The sequence below is a fragment of the Butyrivibrio sp. AE3003 genome, from assembly GCF_000686065.1.
Lineage (GTDB): Bacteria > Bacillota > Clostridia > Lachnospirales > Lachnospiraceae > Butyrivibrio > Butyrivibrio hungatei_A.
The window spans coordinates 876,714-894,243 of record NZ_JMLX01000001.1; the positions used below are offsets into that span (position 1 = coordinate 876,714).

Annotated in this window: 20 protein-coding genes; 18 read left to right on the top strand and 2 right to left on the bottom strand. The window is 31.7% G+C overall.

Features of this window, described 5'->3' with window-relative positions; genetic code table 11:
- Nucleotides 1-41: 41 nt before the first annotated feature.
- From CD00_RS20070 to CD00_RS19085, 10 genes are all read left to right on the top strand, one after another.
- Complete coding sequence (locus CD00_RS20070; RefSeq protein WP_185750387.1) at nucleotides 42-203, top strand: hypothetical protein; 162 nt, start codon at nucleotides 42-44, stop codon at nucleotides 201-203.
- Between the two features lie 635 nt (nucleotides 204-838).
- Nucleotides 839-1,708, top strand: a complete 870-nt coding sequence (locus CD00_RS0104245; RefSeq protein WP_026654814.1) for a hypothetical protein — start codon at nucleotides 839-841, stop codon at nucleotides 1,706-1,708.
- Nucleotides 1,709-1,837: 129 nt separating this feature from the next.
- Complete coding sequence (locus tag CD00_RS0104250) at nucleotides 1,838-2,479, top strand: hypothetical protein (protein WP_026654815.1); 642 nt, start codon at nucleotides 1,838-1,840, stop codon at nucleotides 2,477-2,479.
- Nucleotides 2,458-3,090 carry an HAD family hydrolase gene (locus CD00_RS0104255; RefSeq protein ID WP_026654816.1) on the top strand — a complete coding sequence of 211 codons (633 nt, stop codon included), beginning with the start codon at nucleotides 2,458-2,460 and terminating at the stop codon, nucleotides 3,088-3,090. The genes CD00_RS0104250 and CD00_RS0104255 overlap by 22 nt, the downstream gene beginning before the upstream one ends.
- Entirely contained in the window at nucleotides 3,090-3,842 is a 753-nt protein-coding gene (locus tag CD00_RS0104260) for a glycosyltransferase family 2 protein (protein ID WP_026654818.1), read from the top strand. The genes CD00_RS0104255 and CD00_RS0104260 overlap by 1 nt, the downstream gene beginning before the upstream one ends.
- Nucleotides 3,823-4,143 carry a hypothetical protein gene (locus CD00_RS0104265; protein ID WP_026654819.1) on the top strand — a complete coding sequence of 107 codons (321 nt, stop codon included), beginning with the start codon at nucleotides 3,823-3,825 and terminating at the stop codon, nucleotides 4,141-4,143. The genes CD00_RS0104260 and CD00_RS0104265 overlap by 20 nt, the downstream gene beginning before the upstream one ends.
- Complete coding sequence (locus CD00_RS0104270; RefSeq protein WP_242838913.1) at nucleotides 4,124-4,888, top strand: glycosyltransferase family 2 protein; 765 nt, start codon at nucleotides 4,124-4,126, stop codon at nucleotides 4,886-4,888. Before CD00_RS0104265 ends, CD00_RS0104270 begins: the two co-directional genes overlap by 20 nt.
- An 81-nt stretch (nucleotides 4,889-4,969) precedes the next feature.
- On the top strand, nucleotides 4,970-6,013 hold the full coding sequence (locus CD00_RS0104275; protein ID WP_081811828.1) for a WavE lipopolysaccharide synthesis family protein: 1,044 nt from the start codon (nucleotides 4,970-4,972) through the stop codon (nucleotides 6,011-6,013).
- Nucleotides 6,013-7,218: a glycosyltransferase family 2 protein gene (locus CD00_RS0104280; protein ID WP_026654822.1), complete on the top strand. Its 1,206-nt coding sequence runs from the start codon at nucleotides 6,013-6,015 to the stop codon at nucleotides 7,216-7,218. The genes CD00_RS0104275 and CD00_RS0104280 overlap by 1 nt, the downstream gene beginning before the upstream one ends.
- Complete coding sequence (locus CD00_RS19085) at nucleotides 7,215-8,117, top strand: WavE lipopolysaccharide synthesis family protein (protein ID WP_051594076.1); 903 nt, start codon at nucleotides 7,215-7,217, stop codon at nucleotides 8,115-8,117. The genes CD00_RS0104280 and CD00_RS19085 overlap by 4 nt, the downstream gene beginning before the upstream one ends.
- Before the next feature lie 70 nt (nucleotides 8,118-8,187).
- On the opposite strand, the gene CD00_RS17165 is transcribed toward CD00_RS19085, so the two are convergent.
- Together CD00_RS17165 and CD00_RS0104295 are read right to left on the bottom strand one after the other, a co-directional pair.
- Nucleotides 8,188-8,934, bottom strand: coding sequence for an IS3 family transposase (locus CD00_RS17165; protein WP_185750495.1), 747 nt, complete (start codon nucleotides 8,932-8,934; stop codon nucleotides 8,188-8,190).
- Nucleotides 8,898-9,197 (bottom strand): transposase, encoded by a 300-nt coding sequence (locus CD00_RS0104295; protein WP_026654823.1) that lies wholly within the window; start codon nucleotides 9,195-9,197, stop codon nucleotides 8,898-8,900. Before CD00_RS0104295 ends, CD00_RS17165 begins: the two co-directional genes overlap by 37 nt.
- Before the next feature lie 130 nt (nucleotides 9,198-9,327).
- Between CD00_RS0104295 and CD00_RS17170 the strand changes: the two genes are divergently transcribed.
- The 8 genes from CD00_RS17170 (at nucleotide 9,328) to CD00_RS0104335 (ending at nucleotide 17,517) form a co-directional block, all read left to right on the top strand.
- Nucleotides 9,328-10,482 (top strand): class I SAM-dependent methyltransferase, encoded by a 1,155-nt coding sequence (locus tag CD00_RS17170; RefSeq protein ID WP_051594077.1) that lies wholly within the window; start codon nucleotides 9,328-9,330, stop codon nucleotides 10,480-10,482.
- A 517-nt stretch (nucleotides 10,483-10,999) separates the two neighbouring features.
- Nucleotides 11,000-12,538: a hypothetical protein gene (locus tag CD00_RS0104310; RefSeq protein ID WP_207640445.1), complete on the top strand. Its 1,539-nt coding sequence runs from the start codon at nucleotides 11,000-11,002 to the stop codon at nucleotides 12,536-12,538.
- A 19-nt stretch (nucleotides 12,539-12,557) separates the two neighbouring features.
- Nucleotides 12,558-14,105, top strand: a complete 1,548-nt coding sequence (locus CD00_RS0104315; protein ID WP_026654826.1) for an MBOAT family O-acyltransferase — start codon at nucleotides 12,558-12,560, stop codon at nucleotides 14,103-14,105.
- Nucleotides 14,106-14,231: 126 nt separating this feature from the next.
- Nucleotides 14,232-14,459 (top strand): acyl carrier protein, encoded by a 228-nt coding sequence (locus CD00_RS0104320; protein ID WP_026654828.1) that lies wholly within the window; start codon nucleotides 14,232-14,234, stop codon nucleotides 14,457-14,459.
- Nucleotides 14,456-15,943, top strand: coding sequence for a class I adenylate-forming enzyme family protein (locus tag CD00_RS0104325; protein WP_026654829.1), 1,488 nt, complete (start codon nucleotides 14,456-14,458; stop codon nucleotides 15,941-15,943). Before CD00_RS0104320 ends, CD00_RS0104325 begins: the two co-directional genes overlap by 4 nt.
- Nucleotides 15,944-15,966: 23 nt before the next feature.
- Entirely contained in the window at nucleotides 15,967-16,572 is a 606-nt protein-coding gene (locus tag CD00_RS0104330; protein ID WP_026654830.1) for an SDR family oxidoreductase, read from the top strand.
- A gap of 1 nt (nucleotide 16,573) precedes the next feature.
- On the top strand, nucleotides 16,574-16,693 hold the full coding sequence (locus CD00_RS21465) for an SDR family oxidoreductase (RefSeq protein ID WP_185750388.1): 120 nt from the start codon (nucleotides 16,574-16,576) through the stop codon (nucleotides 16,691-16,693).
- A 44-nt stretch (nucleotides 16,694-16,737) separates the two neighbouring features.
- Nucleotides 16,738-17,517 (top strand): ABC transporter permease, encoded by a 780-nt coding sequence (locus tag CD00_RS0104335; protein ID WP_026654831.1) that lies wholly within the window; start codon nucleotides 16,738-16,740, stop codon nucleotides 17,515-17,517.
- The last annotated feature ends 13 nt before the right edge of the window (nucleotides 17,518-17,530 follow it).

The following is a 17,530-nucleotide window of genomic DNA, read 5'->3' on the forward strand; positions in this document are numbered from 1 at the left end:
AAAGACATAAATATTGCATAATCATCAAAAGGAGAAATTATATGCCACAGATTATATCGATTAATGATTTAAAATATGAATCGACTCAAAAGAAACTTAAAATGTATAGCGAAATAGAACTGTCAGAACAGCAAATCAATAACGGCAATGTTAAGAATGCAAGAACAGCGCTTTCATCTATAAGGGAGAAGTATGACTTATAGATTTATGTGGTTGGTTTCTTTCATAATCTTGAAGAATACACCACAAAAGTATTTGAATAGTTTATGAAGTAACAGCTCAAGATCCACGTGCTCTGGGCTGTTATTTGCATTAATGATAAAAATGTTGATATTATTGTTATAACGCTAATCCCATATATACAAAAGAAGAATTGCGACAATCAATCGAATCTATGCGAGAATTTATCGCTGATATGAAAAAGAACAATCCTGAATCAGATGAATAGATAGTAATAAAAATCAACACCAGCTCAAGCCACATGGTTTGGGCTGGTGTTCGTTATATTGATAAAAAACATCGATATTATCATTGCATTGCTAACTTATAAGCGGTACAATAATAACAGTTCGATAATTAAAAGTTCTAAATTATTTCCATGTAATAATATTTATTTTTTTATTTCACAAATAGCTTTATTGTATTGCGGTAGTATAAGAGTACTTGTTGAGGGGGCACTTTTATGATAGGCATTTATAGGAAAGCAATCTGTGTTTTAAATCTTATCCCCACATCAGGGATTTAAAATTCATTAAAAAATATTCTTTATCACAATGTAAAATTTGTAGTTGACGCTATTTTTGCGTCATACAAGAATGTGATTGGAGTAAATTATGTTATGACAATAGGAATATCTATTCCTGTGCATGAGAAACAGGATGTAGTCATTAATCAGATTCAGAATATAAAAAAATACGTTCCAAATTCAGTTGTTGTAATTCATTTAGATGATAACTTCAAAGAATGTGATAAGTTGATCAAATATGCAGATTCTGAAGGCTATTTATTTATTAATCCACATAGATTATCTTGTGAGTGGGGAAACATAATAGATGCGCATATTTCAAATTTTATTTATCTGCGTGATTGTGTTGAATTTGATTATATTATGTTTCATGCTTCAAATGATATGTACATTCTTCCAGGGGTAGAAGACTATGTTAAGAACTATGATGCAGGCTTTCATATTCACCCAATATATAAAGTGAGTAGATGGTGGCCTAGTGCTTATGCATTGGAGGATCCTGTATTAAAAGAAATATTAAAACTAATTGGAGCAGAATATCCTGTTGCAACTCAGATAGAAAGCTCATTTTATAAAAAAGAATTATTTTCTAAGATTGTAAGTATTATTGAAAAAGCTCGAAAACACGTAGTGCAAAATGATCAAAAATACAAAAAAAAATATACCAGAGAAGAAGTTTATTTTTCGACGATAGCATATAAACTTCTTTCCAATTCAAAAATAGGATATCCAACAACATATTCTGAAGTTCATGATTTCGATAGAAAACTATGGAAAATGCAACATTTTACATGGGGGATTTATCATAGATTAGGGTTACAAAAAATAATCCCCAAAACAATATATGATGAGTTTGAGAAGAGCTATTCCCGAGTTATATCTAATAATAAATCTGTTTCACTTACAATAAAAAAAATCCAAAGAATAATAACAAATCAAGCGACTTTTTTAAAAAAAACATAATTTCCTTAATGATTCAATCGTTAAATATAAATTATATGATAAAGAGATTTTTTCTGTAAAAAGAGTTCCCAGAGAAATGTACAACCCACTAAGAATTTACATTAATAAGCTTTAGGAGACAGATATCAAATGGAGATCATAGCACATCGCGGCTTTTGGAAAAAAGAAGAAGAAAAGAACAAAAAAGAAGCTTTTGTTCGTGCAAGGGAGGAACAGATTGGAACAGAAACAGATTTCAGAGATTATGAACAAAAACTTGTAATATCACATAATGTTGCTGACAATACTTGCATGAGTGCGGACGATTTTTTTGCGATGTACAAAAATCAGGAATATACACTTGCTCTAAATATAAAGGCGGACGGGATCCAACAGCTTTTAAAAGAATCGCTGAAAAAAAATAATATTACTAATTATTTCTGTTTTGACATGTCTATTCCAGATACTCTTGAATACATCAATTCAGATCTTAAATTTTTTGCAAGAGAAAGTGAATATGAAACAATAAATAATCTATATGAAAAAGCCGATGGTGTCTGGGCTGATGGATTTGAAAGTGATAATTGGATTACTAAAGAGTATATCCGGAATCATAGAAAAAAAGGTAAGAAAGTTTGCATAGTTTCTCCAGATCTACATAAAAGGGATTACACAAAACTATGGGAAAGAATAAATGACAAAGAAATACTAATTGATGATGGAGTGATTCTTTGTACTGACTATCCGGATAAAGCAAAGGAGTTTTTTTTATGGCTAAGATCAAGGCTGTAATTTTTGATATGGATGGTGTTCTTATAGATGCTAAAGAATGGCATTATGAAGCTTTAAATAGAGCATTGGGGCTTTTTGGTTATACAATCACAAGATATGATCATTTAGTGACTTACGATGGACTTCCAACTAGAAAAAAGCTTGAAATGCTTACTAAGGAGCGTGACCTTCCTAAAGAGTTACATAGTTTTATAAATGAAATGAAACAGCAATATACCATGGAAATTGTCCATTCAAAATGTAAGCCTGTTTTTCAGAGAGAATATGCAATGTCAAAGCTTAAAGCGGATGGCTATAGAATTGGTGTTGCTTCTAATTCCGTAAGGAATTCAATTGTAACCATGATGGATATGAGCGACCTTAGTAAATATATAGATATAATCGTATCCAATCAAGATGTAAAAGAAGGTAAGCCTAATCCTGAAATATACATTAAAGCTATCGAAGGTCTTGAGATGAATCCTGAAGACTGTATGGTTATAGAAGATAATATTAATGGCATAAAGGCAGGGAAAGCAGCCGGAGCATATGTTATGCAGGTCGAGACTGTAAATGATGTCACATATGACAATATCATGAAGAATATAAAAGAATTCGAGGAGACGACTTGATGAAAATATTGATGCTTTTTTCCGGTGATGATACTGCTTTTAAAGAAAATGGTTTTTTATATCCCAAAAATCTTATAGAAATAGATGGAACTCCTATGATTCAGAATGTTATTCAATGTTTTAGGGATGTTTTGGATTGCGCTGATGAGATTCTTCTTACAATGCGACAACCTGAAATAGATCGATACCATACTTCGTCTGTAGCAAGACTTTTATTTCCAAGTGTAAAAATCATTAGTGTACCCAATATTACAAAAGGAGCTGCATGTGCTGTACTTCTTGCGATAAAAAATATAGATAATAACGAAGAACTTGTTGTTATTAATGGAGATATTATTCTTGAAGAGTCAATATTACCTGCTATTGAAAATTTTAGAAAGAGAAAACTCGATGGAGGGGCTGTGACATTTGAGAGTGTTCATCCGAGATGGTCATTTGTAAAGTGTGATGAATCTGGACAAATTATCGAAGCTACGGAGAAACGTCCTATCAGTAGAAATGCAACAATAGGTGTTTATTATTTTAGAAAAGGTTCTGATTATGTAAAGGCTGCGGAGAATATGATAAGGAAAGATGCATCTGTAAATGATCTATTTTACATATGCCCGGTATTTAATGAGATGGTTCTGATGCAAAAGAAGTTAGGCATATATAAAGTTGACAGAAACAGATATTTTTCTCTTGCTTCGCCGAATGGAATTGAAGCATATCAGAATCACTTGGAGGGATTAAATGAAATTAGAAAAGCTTGATAGTATGACAAAAGGATGGTTTATAGGAAATTTCAATCCTTCTCTTTACAAGACAAATGAAGTGGAAATTGCTGTTAAGAGTTATAAGGCCGGAGATTATGAAAATAAACATTATCACAAAATTGCTACAGAATATACAGTAATTATAGACGGAGAAGTTGAAATGAATGGAGTCAGATATAAAAAAAATGACATTATTGTTATGGAGCCGGGAGAAGCGACTGATTTCACTGCAATTACTGATAGCACAAATGTGGTGGTAAAGATACCTGGAGCAAATAATGACAAATATATTGTATGAGTTTCAAATGATGTATTTAGGGGGGAAGTATATGCTGAATATTGTCATTCCTATGGCTGGCAGAGGTAGTAGATTTGCTGAAGCTGGTTATAAGTTACCTAAGCCTCTTATAGATGTTAACGGAAAACCTATGATAGAGGTTGTAACAAATAACATAAGACCATATTGTGAACACCGGTATATATATATATGTCAAGAAGAGCACCTTGAAAAATATAATTTGGAATCTGAATTAAATAGGATGGCTCCTGGATGTGTAATTGTAACAATTGATCATATTACTGAAGGTGCAGCATGTACTGTGCTTTTGGCGGAAAAATATATAAATAATGATGATGAAATGATGATTGCTAATAGTGATCAGTATGTGGATACAGATATAGACTCTTATATTAATAGGCAAGGTGATAATGATGGCTTAATCATGACAATGCCGGCAAATCACCCTAAGTGGAGTTATATAAGATTTGATGACAACGGTTTTGTGACAGAAGTTCGAGAAAAGGAAGTTATTTCTCATGAGGCTACTGTTGGTATTTATAACTATAAACATGGTAAGGACTTTGTAAAATACGCACACCAGATGATTGATAAGAATATTCGTGTTAATAATGAGTTTTATGTAGCTCCTGTTTATAATGAGATGATAGCTGATGCGAAGAAAATTGTTTTTTATAATGTTGGAGCGAAGATGCACGGTTTAGGAACACCAGAGGATTTGAATTTGTTTTTGGATTCAATATAATGAGTAATTTGTGCATTACGAATAAAAAACTCTAGTATAATGTATTTTTCTTTCAACGTTTTGAAGAAATAAAAAGATTGTATGATACCAGCAACTCAAAGCATGTATAAAATAAACTTATGGCAGAGGTTCATAATGATTGTAGGAAAAATTAATACAAAAGATATTACTGTGATAGTTCAAGGAAAAATAGATTCTGAAAATACAAAAAAGTGTACAAAAAGCATAAGGAAACATCTGCCAGGAGCGCATATTATTGTTTCAACATGGGAAGGAGAAGATGTGCACGACTTGGTGTATGATGAAGTGATTTACAATACGGATCCAGGAGGATTCAAAGATTTAAAAACCAGTTTTGTTAATAATATGAATAGGCAGATAGTATCGAGTCTGGCAGGAATAAAAAAGGTTAATACAAAGTACTGCATGAAAATAAGAAATGATTTAATTTTGGAGAGCAATAATTTTTTAAAATACTTTGGTTGCTTTCCAAAAAGATGTAAGGAAGAAAGCTTGTTTGAGAACAGAGTTATTTTTTGCTCTTATTTTTTTAAGAGATATTTAGGTGTGTCGACAAGTTATGTTCATCCTACTCCGTATCACCTTAGTGATTGGATTATGTTTGGGCTAACTACTGATTTATTATTGCTGTTCGATATTCCGTTAGCGAAAGAACCTGAAAATACAAATTATCTTATTACTCATAAAAAAGAAACTATAAAAACTGATATGTTTGGCGCATCACACCAATATGCTCCTGAACAATATATATTCATTAAGGCAATAGAAAAAAAATTTGGCGATTTACATTTCAAAAATATTTTGGATTTTAATAGTGAGAATATTGAAAAGAGCAATCGAATAATTGCTAATAATTGCATTGTACTTAATCCTGAACAATTCCGATTATATTGTGGTAAAAATGGAGTTGATCCATATAGAGAATGGACTAAAAATATTTTTTCTATACCATTTGACGTGTGGGAAGGGCTTGTTAGATGGGATGTGTTCGAAAAAATGTATGAGGATTACTGCGACAGCGAATATAAGAGTAGTTATAGAGGAAAACTTCAAATTTACCTATATAAGTTATTAAATAAAAGATTCGTCATATGGAGAAAATGATGGAGAAGAAAGTAAGTGTTATTGTTCCTGTTTATAATTGTGGTGAAGTGATAAAGGATTGTGTAGATAGTTTACTAAATCAAACATATAAAAATACTGAATTAATTTTTATTGATGATGGATCGATTGATGATTCTTATGAAATACTTTGTGATTATAAAAAAAAATATGAGGAAATAAAGTTATTTAAGCAAGAGAATCATGGTCAAGCTTATGCTAGAAATATCGGGCTAAAACATGCAACTGGGGATTACGTTATGTTTTGTGACGCAGATGATTACTTATGCATTGAGGCGGTGGCTATATGCGAAAAAGAAATGAGAACCAATAATTTAGATGTAGTTTTATTTAATTGTAATATGTTTGACCCATATGGAAATGTATATAAAGGGCTATTTTTTCCCGGCAATAAAAGAATTACAAACGGAATCTTAACTGAAGATTCAGAGCTTTTTGGTTTTTTTGCAAATGTATGTTTTGGATGTTTTTCTATGAAAAAGATTCGCGAGGAGGCAATTACTTTTTTAGAAGGAACTATATATGAAGATTGGGAATTTATGGCGCATTATCTAGCTTTTTCTTCTAAGGCTAAGTGGATGGATTTTGCATTATATAACTATAGATGGAATTGGAAGGGAAGTACATCTCATATTGTAAATGAAAAATGTTTGGATGTTTTTGTTGCTGTGGAAAGAGCAAAGAAGTATTTTGGAGAAACTGGTAAATGGAATAATAATGAATACTCTTTTTATTATAAGGCACTGCTTCAAGTTTATTCTTTTTATCGAGATAGGCTATCCGGTTCCGGTGTAAAAGAAAGGATAAAGGTACTCTATAAAAATAAAATGATCACTTTTATAAACGAAATACCTTTTATACTGTTATTATCTATTACATCATATTTTGGAATACTTGATCGAGCACAGATTCTTAAAATGCATCATGATGAAAAAAAAAGTATTTTAGGTTGTTATGATGTTGAACGAAAACTAAAAAAAAATCGTGATGAGAAAAGTAAGTGTGTTTATGATAGGTTCTTTAGAATAGTATCTCCTACTTATAGAGCGACAACAAATCTGCGATCAAGAATTATTGAATTGCAGAGTGAGGTTAACAATTTAAGATTAGAGTTGGAAAAGAATGCTAAAGAAGAGAAAGAAAGAGAAATATTAAAGCATTATTTGGGTGAAAATGAATCTATATGATTAGTGTGAATGAAATATCAATAGTTGTGCAAGGAGCGATTACAAGTAATAAAACAAGAAAATGTCTTCTTAGCGTTAGAAAAATCCTTCCTGATGCCGAATTGATTCTTTCAACGTGGGAGGGAATGGATGTTGCTGGTTTAGAATACGATAAAGTGATTTTTAGTTCTGATCCAGGAGGTAATAGGCTTTTTCAAGAAGATGAATATACTATCAATAACGTTAATAGACAGATATTATCTACTAACGCTGGAATAAAGGCAACATCAAAAAAGTATGTCATAAAAATGAGAACAGATTTTGAGCTGATTTCAAATAAGTTTCTAAGAATATATGAAAAATATGACAAAGTTTATTCAAGTTACTCCTTTTTTTCTCATCCTATAATATGTTGTGAATTGTTTTCTAGAAATCCGAGAGTGAAATATGCTCCCTTTTCAGTTTGTTTCCACCCATCAGATATTTTTTATTTTGGTCTTAAAGATGATTTGGAAGAATTATTCTCAATTCCTTTATACAATTGCAAAGAAACAGAGCTTTTGAATTTGCTATTTAATGGTACGATATGCTTATTCCCCGAGCAATATATATGGACATGTTATTTGAGAAAAAAAAATCCTGAATTATTAAGTATTACTGATAATGCTATTTTAATGAATGTTAATGAAGAATTATTGGCAATGAATTTTATTGTATTATCTAACAACCAGATTGGAATAAGGTCATTAAAAAAAGAAATATATAAGAGTGTTCCTATACATAATTGTTATAGCCATTTGGATTGGGTAATTCTCAGATTAAGTTATAGTAGAAAAAAAGGGGGAGGATTTTTGCTTTATATGTTAAAGGTAAAGATGTTGAGCGTGTATTATATGTTCCTATCTAAGGGTAGAAAATAGTGATTTTGGGGTAATATAAATATTGTACAGTACATATTATTTTTATAAAAGTTACATGCTCCTATGTCAATTAATAGTACAAATTAAAATCGTATGGATAACCGCTATGAGAATAGCTACGCTGCATTTTTTCGGTAGCTTCACGCCATGCGTTTGAAACATACTGGCTTCCTCTGTCGCTGTGGATTATTAATTGCAGATCAGTGTTACGGCAGGCTTTTGCTTTATTTATAGTTTCAATTACTGTAGACACATCCATTGTGTCTGCAAGAGCCCAGGCGATGATTTTCCTGACAAATAAGTCCATAACGCAGTTAAGATATACAAATCCGTCCCGAGTCCATATATATGTGATATCAGTACACCAGACAGCGTTAGAACGCTCTGGATTAAACTGTTCGTCGAGAGTGTTGTGAAGTTCACTGCTGAAATCAGAGTCTCTGGTAGTGGTGGTCCAAGGTTTGATCCACTGAGCTTTAATACCCATTTCGCGCATGTATTTACCTACTGCGCGTTCCGAAATGGTCTCACTAGATTTACGAAGTTCCTGAGTTATCTTTGGCGCTCCGTAGTTCTGTTTAGAATCATCATAGATTTGCTGGATCTGTTTTTTCACAGCCTCTTTTCTTTGCTTGGAAGGAGAGACTTTACGGTTGAGAAAAGCTCTGTATCCAGATCTAGACACGCCTAGAGATTTCAGCATTCCGGAAGTAGAGACACGGCGTTTTGTAACTTTAGATGCCTCTACCTTAGCAGTAACTTCCGTGTATATGATTTCCGTTAATCGTTCCCCAGAATGCTGATAGCTTTTTTTAATACTTCAAGCGCATCCTGAGTATCTCGAAATTCGCGTTTGAGACGAGCTATTTCTTTAGCTTCGTCTGACGAGTAGTTACCTGATCCTCTTGTAGGAATGTCACCATCATTGTTTCTGAACTGGGTTTCCCACCTTGCTAAGGTGCTGGTTCCTATTCCGAGATTCTTGGCACATTCAACCTGAGTGAGATCATGGTGTTCCTTGCGATAGTTGACAGCATCCAACTTGAACTGCTTTGTATGTTGCTTGTTTTTTCTAGGCATAATGAGTTCCTCCTCTTATATTATATGATATTTAAGGGATTAACTCATTTTAAAATGTACTAATTAGATGCTAGCACTAACATATTCGAAGTTGAAGTGTGTATTACTATTAAAATTAGAAGAGGAAAAAATGTACATGTTTGATTTGATATCCAGTATGTATGAGTTTGGTGTAATTGTTGTTAAAGGGGGAGAGCATGAATTAGAAGTGCTTAAGCTCCTTAATGAATTGCATATAAGCATTGTATATAATAAGAAACAATATACTAATGTAATTGTTCTAACTACTAAGCGAGACTCTACATCATATGATCATGCAAATATTCAGTCTGGCTCTGATGAGTTAATTCAGGCTGAATATAAAAATCACATTGTTGTAGATGTATTTTTTATTAGGTTTATAAGTAAATTTAATTGTTATGGCATTCCAGATAATTTAGGAATAGATGGTTTTTCTTATGAATGCAGTATGCCCTTTAATGGATATGAATCTCCATTTAGTAATGATAAAGATATCATTTTTTTACAGAGGACTTTAGAAGGTGATTTATTGAAAGATATAGATTTAAATATAGAAAAGCAGAAAAAAATTGCAATAGATATGCATAAAAAAATTAATGAATATAGTGACTTTTTGAATGGTGTTCATAGATATAGGATAAAAAATGGATGGTTTGAGGGATGTGATGCAATGGCTTTATGGTATATGATTAATAAATATCATCCCAAGCGAATAATCGAAATAGGGAGTGGTTATTCTACGGCTATAATGTTAGATATAATAGAGCAAATGAACTATGACATTAGAATTACATGTATCGAACCATTTCCTATAAGATTAAAAGAATTATTAAAAAAAGAAGATAAAACAAGGATAACTCTTATTGAAGACTACGTACAAAATGTAACACTTGATTTATTTAACGAGCTAGAAGAAAATGATATCTTATTTATTGATTCTTCTCATGTGATAAAAACAGGAGGAGACATACCTTATGAGTATTTTAGAATATTACCAATATTAAAAAAAGGGGTTTTTATTCATATTCATGATATGCTTTATCCATTCACGTATCCAGAAAGATGGATAAAAGAAGGGAGACCATATAATGAGGCATACCTTGTAAGAGCTTTATTATCTGGCAATGATGTATATAAGATTTATTATTTTGGAGATATGATTGCAAAATGTGAGTTGATTGATTTTGATGTATCAGAATACGAGATGTGTCCTGATATTATTGGGAAAGGTGCTAGTTTGTGGTTAAGAAAGCAAAAGTTGTAGTCCGATTCACATATTATTAAATTGTAGGTGAAAACAAAAAGAATAAAGCTTGTATCATTTTGTGTAATATTTTTTTATTATTAAAATAGTTTCTTCAGCATTACCGATAATTCATATTCTAAGAATAAAATGTCAATAGTAACTGATTATTTAAACAAAGATTTGTTATTTAATTCGTTTTCAGATAAGATCCGTTGGATACTTCCTATTTATAAAAGCATATAATAAAAAATATTTTACACTAGGATTTTATATTAATCCATATACTCTAAGTGCAAGTTTTGACATGGAAGTTTTACACAGAATGGAACTTTAACTAAGTTATTATTTAAATGATCAAAAATATTTCTCTATTACCCCAAAACTAAGCCACTATACATGGAGACACTAGCTATGCATTTTATAAGCAAAAGAGGAATTAAAATATTTTTATTTCTAGCCCTGCTTTTGGCAATTTGCTTTTTGATCAATACTGTTCTTACACCTAATTGGAATAACCCGACAATATTTGAAAATCATGGTTTTTGTATTAATGAAATTACTAAATTGGATTGTAATGTGGATGTTTTTTTTTGTTGGGACAAGTCATATGGAATTTAGTATATCTCCCATGAAACTTTATGAAGATTATGGAATAGTGACTTATAATGCATCTACTAGTATGCAACCTATTGAAGTGACAAATTTCTTGGTTCATTATATTTTTGATAGAGGCCAGAAACCGAAAGTAATTGCAATGGATGCTAGTAGTTTATTTCTTAAGAGTAATGAAGCTGGTGTTAGGTATGTTTCAGATAATGTAGGAATAAGTAAAAATAAGATACAACTTATATATAACTATTTTGCTAATAATAATAATAAATGCTTTTCCTTAGATGCTTATAAAAAAGCCCTTGGATTTATTTTGCCTTTATACAAATATCATACAAGATGGGAGGAACTTAATTATGGTGATTTTTTTCCAAATATAACTCAAAATTATTTTTTACAGGGTTTTTATGCGTGTTCAACAATAAATGCTTCTATGATGCCTGTAGAAGATGTAGACGTGATAGCTTCGCAAGTTATTGAAAACCAAATATCGGAAGAAAGAATTATTGCTAATAGGGATAATAAGGAAAATGAATTATCTTATTCTAAAGATAAAACATATATAGATGATGCTTTAGATTATAATGTTCAAATTTTAGAAGAGATTTCCAAAACTTGCAAAGATCATGGTTGCCAACTTATACTGCTCAAAAATCCCGTTAATACTTCAGCAGGGACTTATTCAGCTACATGGTCTAATGTTCGGCATGATAACATTCAAAAAATTGCAACTAAATTAGGCGTTGTTTTTATTGATTTGAATTATGATTCAAACTTAGTTATAGATTGGAATCATGATACCAGAGATGGTGGGTGCCATTTAAACTATCTAGGCGCTTTAAAAGTAACAGATTATGTAGGCGAAATTTTACGTGATAAATTTGCTATTATGCCTAGAAAAGAATATGAATATGAAAAAAAAATTGAAAAATATAATAAGTATATAGAGTTTGCAGAAATTCAAGCTAAATATGATTTTAAGGACTATGCTAAAAGTGTTCGAGAATCGAGACATAATTTAATTATTTTTATTTCTGCTAATGATGACATGAGAGCCGGTTTGAACACTTCTGATATAGAAGCACTTAAATATTTAGACTTAAAAACAGACTTTAATAATATGAATTATAGGGATTCTTTTATAGCAGTAGTTAGTAGCGAGGAAGGGGTTATATATGAAAAAATGTCAAGCAGAAAACAAATATATACATTATCGCTTGATGATGAAGATGTAATAATTAGTAGTGGGGGATTTTTGGATGGTTGTTCAAGTTCTATTTGTATAGATGGAGAAGAAAAATCTTTAAATGGTAGAGGCATTAATATTGTTATTGTAGATGCAGAATCAGGATTAGTTATTGACAGGAGTTATTGTGATACTTGTGATCATAAACATGAAGTAATTCATGCCAGAGATGAAATGTTACTTGTTGAATATCAAAATTTTTTATTAAAAAGGAAATAATATTATCGGAGGGGAATTAATGAACTTTACAACTCCTTTATTTTATATGTTTGCAATATTTATGGTGCTATTTTATTTTGGAATTAGAAAACACAAGTGGGTTGTCTTGCTTGTTTTTAGTATTTTTTTTTATTGTACTTGGGGAATAGGAAAAATTCCTTTTTTGCTATTATCTACATGGATTGCATGGACTGCGGGTTCTTTGATCAATAAAAAATATATTGACTGCGAAAATAAGTGCAAATTTGCTTGTGAAGAAGATAAGAAAGAAATTAAAGTCATTACTAAAAAAATATGCAGACGTATATTATTTATTTCTATAATTTTGTTATTAGTATTATTGCTTTATGTCAAGATTGGATCGCTTATTGCTAAGTCATTTGATGGCGAGATAAGTATTATTATTCCCTTGGGAATTTCTTATTACACCTTTTCGCTTATAGGTTATCTTGCAGATTGTTATTGGAAAAAAGATAAAGCTGAAACTAATTATTTCAAATTATTGTTATTTACATCTTATTTCCCTAAAGTTATTCAAGGCCCTATTTCAAAACACAGATACTTGGCCCCACAATTGTTAGAGCCTCATAAGTATGAGTATCACAATCTTTGCTATGGAATACAACTAATGCTTTGGGGATATTTTAAAAAGATGGTGATAGCAGATAGATTGTCAGTATTTATTAACGTTGTTTTTACGGATTATCATCATAAATCGGGAAGTATCTTATTTTTAGCTGCTATTTTTGGTGCTTTTCAATTATATTGTGATTTTTCCGGATGTATGGATATAGCATGTGGTTTTTCGGAGATACTCGGAATCAAACTTGAGAAAAACTTTAATCATCCTTTTTTTTCTGAATCAGCATCTGAATTTTGGCGAAGATGGCATATTACATTGGGCACATGGTTTAAAGATTATGTTTATATGCCGTTATCAGTTGCACCTTTGATGATTAAGTTGATGCAGCATACCAAGAAAAGATTTGGCATGCATTTTGCCAAAAACATAAATACTATAATATCTTTGTCTATAGTTTGGATTTTAACCGGATTATGGCATGGAACCGGATTAAGCTTTGTTGTTTGGGGATTGTATTGGGGAATTCTTATTATTTTTAGTGTTCTTTTTGAATCTCTATCTTCAAGACTGATTAGTATATTGCATATAAATAGTGACTCTAATGAATGTCATCTATTTAGAAGAATCAGAACTTTCTTTCTTTTTGTTATTGGAAGAATTATTACAATTCCAAGTGATTTATTAGCTTCATTAGAGATTTTCAAAAGGATTATTTTTAGATTTAACCCATGGGAACTTGTAGATGGAACTGTATTTAAAATGGGGCTTAATGAGCCGAATTTTATTGCTGTTATCATATTCCTGCTTATAATTTATTGGGTTAGCGCTTATGAAGAAAAAGGATATTCCGGAAGAGATTGGATAGCAGAAAAGCAGATTGTTGCCCGATGGATAATGTATTATGGTTTGATCATTGTGATAATAATATTTGGAATGTACGGACCGGGATATAATGCCAGTGATTTTGTTTATATGAAGTATTAGTTGATGATTAAATTCATTTTATTATGGACTGTTGTTTACAATTCTGATTTTTGGGAATATATGAACCAGGATATAATGCTAGTGATTTTTGTAATATATGCAATTCTGTTACGGAGGGGATAAGTAATGGTAGATAAGATTTATGAACTGTTAAGTAAAGAGTATCCAGAGATTGATTTCAAATCATCAGACATGTTAGTTGATGATGGAACACTGGATTCGTTAACTATCACAGGCATCATAGCATTGTTAACCATGGAGTTTGGAATAACAATACCGTATGAGGAGATTGTAGAGGAAAATTTTAATTCTGTTGAAAGATTAGCAAAAATGGTGGAAAGGCTACAAGTATGAGAATACAAAGGGACTATGAAAGCATAGAGGCATATCTCAAGGGAAATGCATCATCCCAATCTGCCAAAGATGCTATTATTGTTAAAGATGTCCATACAACATATGGGCAATTATGGAAGTATGTACGCGGATTTGCCAAGTATCTGAGCTTTGATTGCAATGTGAACAAGGGCGATAAGGTTGTTGTTAAGGCTACACAAACTTTATCGTACTGTATTTGTTATTTTGCAATACATCTTTCAGGCGGTGTTTTTGTTCCGCTCGAGAAAAGCATGGCTGACGAAAAGATAACGAATATTGTAAAGGAGACTAATGCTAAAGTCTATATAGCAATTAAGGATATTCCTGGACTTAATACTAAGTATATAAATACTAAAGAAGTGGAACAGCTAGCGGAAAGTAATTATGACGATACATGGGAATATGCGCTTCCAAAGTTAATGGATAGTGCAGACATAATGTACACAACCGGGACTACCGGAAAGGCTAAAGGTGTTGAAGTTACTCATAGTGTGCTTCTGGCAACAGCAGATAATTATATTTCGGGGTTTGAGATAAAAAAAAATAATGTAATGGCTGTACCAGGGCCGATGAATCATGTAAATCCTTTGCGAAAACTTTACATGAGTATTAAGAATGGGAGCACAATTATCATACTTAATGGACTGATGAATATGAAGGCATTTTTTGATACCTTGGACAATCAAGGAGTGACATCTTTATGTTTACCACCTGCTTTCTTAAGGCTTATATGGCAACATTCCGGTGATAAACTTGCTGATTATGCGGGACAAATAGATTTTGTAGAGACATCAACAGCACCGGTAACTGAATATGATAAGGAAACTCTTAGAAAGCAACTTCCCAAATCACGTCTATATAACAATTATGGACTATCTGAATGTGGAGCCATGGTTATGTATGATTTTAACGAATATCGTGATAAAGGGGCGGGGTGTGTTGGAAGGCCTATGATTAATTCAAATGTCATCATTGTTGATGATGATCGTAGACCTATAGTGTCATCAAAAGAAAACATGGGGCTGATTGCTAATAGAAGTTCAATTAATATGAAGGGTTATTACAATGCACCGGATATTACAGCACAAGTACTTGTGGATGGTGTTGTATATACCAATGACATTGGGTATTTTGATGAAGAAGGATTCCTTTATGTGGTTGGACGACAAAATGACACCATAAATATCGGTGGCCTAAAGGTTGAACCTACTGATGTTGAAGAAGTTGCACTTACTATGGGAGAAATTAGAGACTGTATTTGTACGGCGATAGATGATGATATCACAGGTAAGGCGTTGAAGTTATACGTTGTGGTGAAGGATGGATATGAATTCGATAGTGCTAAAGTGATAAGATATTTGTCCGAAAGATTAGAAAGTTACCAGGTACCTAAACTAATAGAGACAATTGCAGAAGTTCCTAGAAATTATGTCGGTAAACCCGATAGAAATGCATTTAGATAATCAAGTAGGATTGGGGTTAGCTTATGAATGACAGAATACTTTTGATGTTTGGAGCATCTTCAGATATTGGTATTAGATATCTTGAAAAATATGGAAGTAATTATAAGAAAGTTTATGCTCATTATAATTCTAATGTTATAGAATTGCAGAGATTGATTTCAGAAGGATGTAATAACATTACGCCAATACAATGTGATTTGTTGGATGAGAAATCAATTGAGTATATGCTGTCACAAATTGAAGAAAGTGGAGAATTACCTTCAAATATAGTGTTTTTGCCGGCAAGAAAGACACAGCTAATGAAAATTGAAGAGACTAGTCTTTCTGATATAAAGACGGACTTTGTTCTTCAGGTAGTATCAAGTAGCATGGCTATTCAGAAATTTATACCATACATGAAGGAGGCTAAATTTGGCAGGATATGTTTTATGTTATCAAGTGTAACATATCAACCAGTGACATATAATTACTCCTATATGATATCGAAATATGCGCTTCTTGGAGAAGTCAAGGCACTTGCAAAGGAACTCGCACCATTTGGGATAACAATCAATGCTTTATCACCAACAATGATAGATACCAAGTTTGTAGCTGATACTTCTCCTTTTGTCAAAAAAAAAGATGCTTGATATGTCCCCTTTAAAAAGGCTTGCTAATCCTGATGATGTTATTCCTGCTATTGATTTTTTTATGTCAGAGAATTGCCAATATATAACAGGTGAAAATTTATTGATATCTGGGGGGCGATGATTAGTTGATATTATTCAGATGATAATAAAAAAGTAGGAGCTCATATGCTTGGAGATATTATATATATTTGGAAATTCAGAGATATGATTATTGAATTAACCCATAGAGAACTAAGAGGAAAGTATAAAGGATCAGTATTGGGATTTTTGTGGACATATATCAATCCTTTGTTACAGATATTAGTTTACTCCTTTGTTTTTTCTCAAATCTTTAGAAGTGGAATTGAAAAATTCCATATTTATCTTATTGTCAGTATGTTTCCGTTTAATTTTTTTACAGGTGGAGTTATTCAAGGCCTTGGTTCTGTAAGATATCAGGGCGATTTGGTTAAGAAAGTTTATTTTCCAAGACAAATTTTGCCGATAGTGTCGCTAACAGTTAATTTTATTAATATGCTTATTTCTTTTGCCATTATTTATAGCATTCTATTGATTTCTGGGTGGGGAATTGCACTTAAGCAGCAAATTTGGTTGATTCCGGTTATGTTGATTGAGTATTTTTTTTCACTTGGGTTAGCTCTTTTATTATCAGCTGTTGAAGTATATTTTAGGGACATTGAACATATTGTTTCTGTACTTATGATGGTGTGGATGTACTTTACGCCTATGTTTTATAGTATTGATATCATTCCTGAGAAATTTTTGCCGGTTTTCTATTGGAATCCAATGCTGTATGTAATCAGTATGTATCAACAAATTTTGTACTACAAGGTATCGCCTAATCTTATGTATATGTGGAAGGCAATATTGTTTGCGCTTTTTATAATGTTCATTGGTTCTGTTGTATTTAAGATTTTAGAAAAAAGATTTGCAGAAGAATTATAAAATTATTACTGTG